Source organism: Bradyrhizobium sp. R2.2-H (assembly GCF_004346455.1).
GTDB lineage: Bacteria > Pseudomonadota > Alphaproteobacteria > Rhizobiales > Xanthobacteraceae > Bradyrhizobium > Bradyrhizobium diversitatis.
Genome location: NZ_SMBR01000028.1, coordinates 38,424 through 45,163, shown reverse-complemented (window position 1 = coordinate 45,163; position 6,740 = coordinate 38,424). Strand labels below are relative to the sequence as shown.

General features: G+C 62.3%; 4 protein-coding genes and 1 pseudogene. 3 read left to right on the top strand and 2 right to left on the bottom strand.

Going from position 1 to position 6,740, the window contains the following annotated elements; genetic code table 11:
• Positions 1 to 208: 208 nt before the first annotated feature.
• Positions 209 to 793, bottom strand: a pseudogene (gene istB, locus EDE08_RS37800) (IS21-like element helper ATPase IstB); the annotation flags it as partial.
• Positions 794 to 1,528: 735 nt separating this feature from the next.
• Positions 1,529 to 2,788 (bottom strand): acyl-CoA dehydrogenase family protein, encoded by a 1,260-nt coding sequence (locus tag EDE08_RS37795; protein ID WP_245525006.1) that lies wholly within the window; start codon positions 2,786 to 2,788, stop codon positions 1,529 to 1,531.
• Between EDE08_RS37795 and EDE08_RS37790 the strand changes: the two genes are divergently transcribed.
• From EDE08_RS37790 to EDE08_RS37780, 3 genes are all read left to right on the top strand, one after another.
• Positions 2,749 to 3,618, top strand: a complete 870-nt coding sequence (locus EDE08_RS37790) for a FadR/GntR family transcriptional regulator (RefSeq protein WP_131874720.1) — start codon at positions 2,749 to 2,751, stop codon at positions 3,616 to 3,618. The genes EDE08_RS37795 and EDE08_RS37790 overlap by 40 nt on opposite strands.
• A 57-nt stretch (positions 3,619 to 3,675) precedes the next feature.
• Positions 3,676 to 4,485: an enoyl-CoA hydratase/isomerase family protein gene (locus tag EDE08_RS37785; protein WP_131874721.1), complete on the top strand. Its 810-nt coding sequence runs from the start codon at positions 3,676 to 3,678 to the stop codon at positions 4,483 to 4,485.
• 336 nt (positions 4,486 to 4,821) lie between these two features.
• A complete protein-coding gene (locus EDE08_RS37780; RefSeq protein ID WP_245525004.1) occupies positions 4,822 to 6,717 on the top strand; it encodes an acyl-CoA dehydrogenase family protein in 1,896 nt (631 codons plus the stop codon).
• Positions 6,718 to 6,740 lie beyond the last annotated feature (23 nt).

The window sequence follows — 6,740 nt, the reverse complement described above, 5'->3', positions numbered from 1 at the left end:
TCCCGCCATAGACGCCACCGAACCAATTCGATGGCATCGACCCAATCATCGGCGAGAAGTTGTCCAGTAACATTCTGGGTGAGGCAATGCGCCCCTCGTCGGCGTCCAATTTTGACCCCTTGGTGCGGCGGGGTTTGGCGGTAGCGCTCGTCTCGTCGGAGCTGGCCGGGATAGCGGAGGCGAGACGAGCGCGGGTGATATGATCGTCGTCTCGGCTTTTGAATCGCCAGCTGTCGTTGCCGGTCTCGACGATGTCGCAGTGATGGGTCAGCCGATCGAGCAGTGCGGTGGTCATCTTGGCGTCGCCGAACACACTGGGCCGTTCGCCGAAGGCAAGGTTGGTCGTGACGATTACGGATGCGCGCTCATAGAGCCGGCTAACGAGGTGGAACAGGACTGGGCGAAGGGCGGATATCCGAGCTCGTCCAGGACGATGAAGTCCATCCGGGTGAGATGCTCGGCAAGCCGGCCCTGCCGTCCGTTGCGGGTCTCGGTCTCCAGACGGTTGACGAGGTCGACCACATTGTAGAAGCGGCCACGGGCGCCTGATCTGATGCAGCTCCTGGCGATTGCAATGGCCAAGTGGGTTTTGCCAGTGCCGGTGCCGCCGACCAGGACGACGTTGCGCTGCAGAGCGATGAAGCCACCCGCCGGCGAGATCATTGACGAGCGTCTGGTTGATCGGGGTGCCGTCGAACTGGAAGTCGGTAATATCCTTGGCAAGCGGCAGTTTGGCGATGGTGAGCTGGTATTTGATCGACCGGGCCTGCTTCTCGTTGATCTCGGCGTGGGGCCAGTTTCCCGCCAAACCGGCGCGCCTGCAAGGTGATGGTAGAGCTTCTGGAGCTGGCTCACGAGCGCGCCTGCGAAGCAGAACTCGCCGGATTGTCGGGCGCTCGAACTCCTTCAACGTCTCCGAGCGGGGTATCCTGCGCGCCCACCGATCGTTGCAGGCCTGATCGCGCACGTGCCCCTCCACGTCGAGGTGGTCCGGTCCTCAGGCAGACCGATGACCGAGTCGTCGCGGCATCCGATTTCTTACGATCAGTAGCCGATTTAGCGCCGTAGCGGACCAGTGACTCGACCCGCCGACGTTTCCGATGTCTCGGTCTGCCAATCACGACGCGCTACTGCAGTTGGACTTTCCGCTGTAAGCCGTTGATCTCTAGCCCTGGTGCGCCCACCAAGCTTTTGAAAGACTTAGGGCATTTACGAATCAGAACGGGCTCTTTCAGTTGGGAACCCGGCTTGATCGTTCCGAGCTTTCGAGCGCTTCTCCTTCGTTTCTGTACGTTCGCCACGAAGTACAGCGCTCAGGTCAATTGGTACAGATCGATTGCGAGCTCGTCGTAGATTGGGATACTAGCGCGCGCAGATAGGAAAGTCCGACGGGCGCAACTCGCCCCAGAACACAACCGGAATGTTCGGGTAAGAGGGCGAGTCGCTCCCCGCTACCAAGACAACGAGCTTTCGCGCTAGGACTATGCTTTCCGCGATTTTCTCTGTCATCCGACGGCTCGCAGCTAGTTTAGCGAAGCAGCTCCCGGGCAATCACCAATCGCTGTATCTGGTTCGTACCTTCGAATATCTGGGTCAGTTTGGCATCGCGCATCATGCGCTCGACCGGATAGTCCATGGTGTAGCCGTAGCCGCCGAAGATCTGGACGGCGTCGGTCGTCACCTTCATGGCCATGTCGCTTCCAACGCACTTGGCCATGCTGGCCAGCACGTTAAGGCGCTTCCAGTCGCCGGCATCGCCCGCGTGGGCGCACTCGTACACCAGCGCGCGTGCCGCCTCGATGTGCATGGCCATATCGGCAAGCATGAACTGGACGCCCTGAAACTCCGAGATCGGCTTCTTGAACTGCTTCCTTTCCTTCGCATAGGCGACGCAGGCGTCGAGCGCGCCCTGTGCGAGGCCAACGGATTGGGCGCCGATGGTGGGGCGGTTGAGGTCGAGCGCTCGCATGGAGGCGCGGAATCCCTTGCCTTCCTCGCCGACGAGATTTTCGAGGGGAACCCTGACATTATCGAAGAAGATCGGCGTGTTGGGGGCGCCGCGAAAGCCCATCTTGCGCTCGTGGCGTCCGAACGAAACGCCGGACATTTTTTTCGGCTCGACGATGAAGGCGCTGATGCCGTCCGCGCCATTGCCATCGCTCGTCCGCGCCATCACTACGATGTAGTCGGCCACGACGCCGTAGCTGCACCATTGTTTGCGGCCGTTTAGAACGTAGCAATCGCCGTCTTTGCGGGCGCGGGTGTTTATGGCGGCGACGTCCGAACCGGCCTGCGGCTCGGAGATGGCGATCGCGGTGACGATGCCGCCTCGGGCGATGATCGGCAGGTATTTCTTGCGCTGCTCCTCCGAGCCGAAATGCAGTAGCGGCATGATGAACATCGTGTTGAGCGCCGCAATCGAGGCGCAAGCCGGTGAAATCTTCGAGATCTCCTCGCGTGCGATGCAGGCCATGGTGAGATTTCCGTTCGGGCCGCCATATTGCTCCGGCACCCAAAGCTGCATCAGCCCCATCTCGCCGAATAGCTTCACGAGCTCGGTCGGAAAGCGGTCGGTCTCGTCGATTTCGGCAGCAATCGGCGCCACATGCTTCTCGGCCATCCTGCGCACAGTGTCGCGGAAGGCGATCTGCTCTTCGGAAAAGTTCATGGGCCCTCTCGAGAACTTTTTGCTCGAAGCCCGAAAAAGGGGCTTCCGTTGAATGGGTGATCCATTTAATAGTTCACTCCATGAGCACCAAGTCAAGCCCCCGCGCGTCCGCGCGCTCACGCAAGGTTCCGTCCGGGAGGCGGGAGCGCGCCGCCGATCAGCGGGCTGCCGCAAGCCCGTCGCCAGCGCCAAGATTTCGCCCGATCCATACCCGCCGCGCGTTCGAGGAAATCTGCGAACGCATTCGCGAGCAGTTGGCGCTTGGGTTGCTGAAGCCCGGCGACAAGCTGCCTCCGGAGCGTGATCTCGCTCAGCAGCTCGGTGTCAGCCGCAATGTCCTGAGGGAGGCGCTGCGCAGCCTCGAGATGGCTGGCGTGCTTCGATTGCTGAAAGGCGTCAAAGGCGGTGCCTTCATCCAGGAGGGCGACACCAGCCGCATGAACGACGTCATGAGAGACATGCTGAGCCTTGGCACGATTTCGGTCCGGGAGCTGTCCGAGGCGCGTGTCCACGTGCTCGACCTCGTCGTCGGGCTGGCGTGTGACAACGCCCGTCAGTCCGATCTGGACGCGCTCGAGGCCAACATCCGGCGAACCGAGCTTGCGACGAGAGAGGGGAGACTTCTCGACCGGGTCGAGTGCTCCCGCGAATTCTACAAGCTGCTGGCGGTTTCGACCGGAAACAAGGTCATCGCGATGATCATGGATTCGGTGACAGAAATTCACATGCGTTTTGTCTACGCCAAGGTGGCCTCGAGCGGCGTTGCGATGAGCCGGCTGGCTGAGCGGCGGCGTCAATTTCTATCCGCCATAGCCGAACGAAACACCTCATCGGCGCGCCGCCTGATGCGCGCGCATCTCGAAGCTGTCCAGCGAATGCTTGAGCAGGACCCGGGCGCGATGTCGCTGCATGTCGCGATGGCCGAGGTCCGGCCGGGCATGCGGCGTTAGTTGGGCTTGGAAGCTGACGGCCTACGCTCAAACAACGACAAAAACGGGAGGAATAAAGTGTCGAATTACGCGAAGTATGAATGCCTCAAGGTCGACGTGGCGGAGAAGGTGGCGACGGTGACCCTGAACCGGCCGCAGTCGCGCAATGCGATCAATCAGAAGCTGATCCGCGAGCTGCGGACGATCTGGGACGACCTCGCCGATGACCATGCCGTCAGCGTCGTGGTGCTGACCGGCGCCGGCGATTTCTTCAGCGTTGGCGGCGACGTCAAGGCGATGTCGGAGCGTCCCGGCGGGGACGTCCTGGAGGAGGGCGAGATCCATGATCCCATGATCAGCCGCCGCGGCGTCACCCGGCAGCTCGAGCTCGACAAGCCCATCATCGCGGCGATCAATGGCGATGCCATCGGGCTGGCTGCGACCCACGCGCTGCTGTGCGATATTACGGTCATGTCCGAGGACGCCCGCATCGGCGACACGCACGTCTCGCGCGTCGGGCTGGTTGCCGGAGACGGTGGCACCGTGATCTGGCCGTTGCTGGTCGGCATCAACAAGGCCAAGGAGTTTTTGATCCGCGGCACGCTGCTCAAGGGCAGGGAGGCCGAACGGATTGGCCTGGTCAATCATGTGGTTCCTCGTGCTGACGTGCTGGGCAAGGCGCGGGAAATCGCCATCGAACTGGCGAACGGCCCGACCTGGGCGATCCGCTGGACCAAGCTGTCGATCAACCAGATCGTGAAGGATCGCGTGAACATGTTGCTCGAGGCGTCAATGGCGCTCGAACAGGTCACGTTCGAGACAGCTGATCACAAGGAGGCAACCATGTCCTTCAAGGAGAAGCGCAAGCCGAGGTTCGGTCAGGCGTAGGCTGTCGCGATGGCGGCCTCCGACATCGAAAGCGACGACGTTGCGGGCATGCTTCGCGATTCCTTGCGCGGACTTCTCGAAGCGCATTGGCGCGCCGACTGCCTGAAGGATGGTGCGTCGCCGGACGCGATCACCGAGATCTGGGACAAGCTGGTCCAGCAAGGTGTCGCGGTTCTGGGCGCCGATCCGGAGGCGGGCGGCCTTCGCGAGATCCTGGCGGTGATGGAAGAACTCGGCCGTGCCGCGTGCCCCGCTCCGATGTGGTCTGCCGTGCTGGCCAATCTCGTGCTGTCGGATGCATCCTCCGATGCAGCCGAGTTGCAAAAGGCGCTTCACGTGGGCGCGGCGCGCATTGTCGTTTCCTTCGGTGCGTTCGATTCCGATCCCGGTATCGGCTCGATCACGCTTCATGGCGATAAGGCAACGGGAGGCCTACGGTTCGTTGAAGCCGCGGGAAGCGCGACCCACCTGTTCACGCCGGTGGATGAGGCGCGGCTTGTGCTCGTCGACCTTCGGGCTCCCGGCGTCAATCGTATACCGACGCGCGCCATGGGGGCATGGGGCAACTGGGAGCTGACGCTCGATGCGGTGCCGGCAAGACTTGTTCCTGCTGCCGAGATCAGCCTGAGCGATCTGCGATCGATCGCGCGTCTGATGCTACTGGCGCGCGCACATGGTGCCGCGCGCCGCGCGTTCGAACTGGCGGTCGCCTACGCCAGGGAACGGCAGCAATTCGGCCAGCCGATCGGGCGGTTCCAGGCGATCCAGCACAAGCTCGCCAACTGCTTCATCGATCTCGAAGGCGTGCGCCTGGTTCTGCACCATGCGGCAAAACTGCGGGACGAGGGCGGGCTCGACTGGCCGTACTTCTCCGATTGCGCCATGGCATTCGCAGGCCCTTCTTTGCGACGCGTTTCGCTGGAGACGCAGCACACATTCGGCGCGATCGGCTACGCCGAAGAACACGAAGCGCCGCTGCACTTCAAGCGCGTGCATCTGGACACCATCGCGCTTGGTGGCGCCGCTTATGCCAGACGAAGCCTCGCCGCCTATCTGTTCGATAATGGCGGTGCGGGGATGCCGCTATATGACCTCGGCTCCGCCGGCAATGAATTGCGCGACCAGGTCAAGCGGTGGCTTGCGCAAAACTGGGCGGGCGGCAGAAAGGCCGCCTTCGACGCCAAGCCGTTCGCAAAGCGTGAGTTCGACGCTGAATTTGCTGCCGATATGGGGAGCACCGGCTGGATCGGCCTCGGCTGGCCCCAGGAGTTCGGCGGCCAGGCGCGTTCGCCGCTCGAGCAGATCGCCCTCATGGAGATCATGGAGCAGAACGAGGCTCCGCGCATCGGAGCGTCGATCCAGGCCAACGCCTTGATGATGTTCGGAACGCCCGAGCAACAGAAGAAATATCTGCCGGAGATTTTGCGCGGCGAGGCCATGCACGGGATGGGTTACAGCGAGCCGCAGGCAGGGTCTGACCTCGCGGCGCTACGCACCAGCGCGGTCCGCGACGGCGACCACTGGGTCATCAACGGTCAGAAGATCTGGACCACGACCTGGTGGGGAAAATACATGTTCCTGGCGGCGCGAACCGACAAGAGCGCCAAGCCCCATGCCGGCATCAGCATGTTCATCGTGCCGATGAACACGCCCGGGATCACGATCCGGCCGGCCACCACCATGTACGATGGAACGTTCGCGAACATCTTCTACGACGATGTTCGCGTGTCCCTGGAGAACCTCGTCGGCGGTGAGAACGAGGGCTGGAAAGTCCTGACCGGAGCGCTCGCTTTCGAACGGGGGCTGGTCGGCGGCGGCATCGTGCTGAAAGTCGCGCATGCCTTTGAACGATTACGCCAGCACGTCATGGCCCGGCAGGAGTTGAGCGGGGATCCGATCATCCGGGACCGCATGGCGGCGTTCGCGTGCGAAATCGAGATCGGGCGCCAGCTGATGATGCATTGCGCTGACCTCGCCGCCGGCGGCATCACTCCGCCGGAGTATGGCGCGATCAGCAAAGTCTTTTCCAGCGAGCTGATGGAACGCTTCGGCGAAGCTGCGCTCGACATGCTGGGCATGCGCGCAACGCTGTCCGAACAGATGCCGGGTGCCATCGACAACGGCCGGTTCGAGCAAAACCTGCGTCATTCCCTGATGTGGGTGATCAGCATCGGAACGAACGAAATTCAACGCAGCCTGATTGCGCAGCGTGCGCTCGGCTTACCTCGATAGGAACCGATGATGCAGGGACAATC

Coding starts and splice junctions, on each gene's coding strand:
- EDE08_RS37790 (WP_131874720.1), top strand. CDS start 2,749: ATGAGCACCAAGTCAAGCCCCCGCGCGTCCGCGCGCTCACGCAAGGTT.